At 74.5% G+C, this 1,286-nt stretch carries 1 protein-coding gene; it reads left to right on the top strand.

What is annotated here, in order from left to right; all coding sequences use genetic code 11:
* The first annotated feature begins 104 nt into the window (after window positions 1-104).
* Window positions 105-1,004 carry a transketolase family protein gene (locus ACSNOD_RS31255; RefSeq protein ID WP_436770449.1) on the top strand — a complete coding sequence of 300 codons (900 nt, stop codon included), beginning with the start codon at window positions 105-107 and terminating at the stop codon, window positions 1,002-1,004.
* Window positions 1,005-1,286: the final 282 nt, after the last annotated feature.

The raw sequence follows: 1,286 nt of genomic DNA, 5'->3' as shown, positions 1-1,286 counted from the left end.
CCCCCGGCCGTACCCCCGCCCGCACCGCCGACCCCGCGCCCGGACCCGGCCGCCACGCCCCCGAACCGGAACCCGTTCCCGACTCCCGGAAGGACCACCCCGCCATGGACACCATGCGTGAGCGCTTCACCTCCACCGTCTCCGCCCTCCTCGACCAGGACCCCCGGCTGGCCCTCGTGCTCGCCGAGATCGGCGTCGACGGCTTCCGGGAGGCCGCCCGCCGCCACCCCGACCGAGTGATCAACGTCGGCATCCGGGAGCAGCTGCTCATCGGCGCGGGCGGCGGCCTCGCGCTCACCGGTCTGCGCCCGATCATGCACACCTTCGCCAGCTTCCTCGTCGAGCGCCCGTTCGAGCAGGTGAAGCTGGACTTCGGCCATCAGGGCGTGGGCGGGGTGCTGGTCAGCGCCGGGGCCTCGTACGACTGGCCCGCCGGCGGATACACCCACATGGCCCCAGGCGACGTGGCCCTGCTCGACACCCTGGACGGCTGGACCGTCCACGTGCCCGGCCACCCGGACGAGGCCGAGACGCTGATCCGGCACGCCGCGGCCGCCGGCGACGACAAGGTGTACGTGCGGCTCTCCGTCCAGACCAACCCCACGGCCCTGCCCGTGACCGGCAACGGCTTCCTGACCGTGCGAGAGGGGCGCGGCGGGGTGGTCGTCGCCGTCGGGCCCATGCTCTCCGCCGTACTAGAGGCGGTGGAGGGCCTGGATGTGACCGTTCTGTACGCGGCGACCGTACGGCCGTTCGACCGCGAGGCGCTGCGGCGGGCGGTCGGCTGGGCGGACCGTACGGACGTCGTGGTCGTCGAGCCGTATCTGGAGGGCACGTCCACCACGGCGGCCAATGACGCGCTGGCGGACATCCCGCACCGGGTCCTCGGGCTCGGCACGCCCCGGCGCGAGCTGCGCCGCTACGGGTCGATGGAGGAGCACCTCACGGCCCACGGGCTGGACGCCGGGTCGCTGCGGAAGCGGATCGTCGCCTTCCTTCGCTAGGGCCCCTGGGGCAGGGCTCCGCGACGCGGGGGTGGCGTGTTGCGGCCGGATGACGGTCCGTCCACAAGGGGCCACGGGGTGTTGACCATCGGCCATGGCGGTGTACACGATCAGTCGTCCCGCTCGTCGCACCGGACCCCGCGCTGCCACCAGCAGCGCCCAACCCCCGCGCCCCAGGAGGACCGTTGGACCGCACGACACCGGAGACGCCCCAGCCCCGGAGCGACTTCGCACGGCCCGAGCCGCCGGCCGACGCCCTCCGGCCCCCCGCGGCCCCCGTAC

The sequence above is a fragment of the Streptomyces sp. URMC 123 genome (assembly GCF_051386515.1).
Lineage (GTDB): Bacteria > Actinomycetota > Actinomycetes > Streptomycetales > Streptomycetaceae > Streptomyces.
Note: the sequence above shows the minus strand (reverse complement) of the source record. Positions and strands in the feature narration are given on the sequence as shown.

Excerpts from the sequence above, each read along its gene's own strand:
- ACSNOD_RS31255 (WP_436770449.1), top strand. The coding sequence starts at position 105 with ATGGACACCATGCGTGAGCGCTTCACCTCCACCGTCTCCGCCCTCCTC.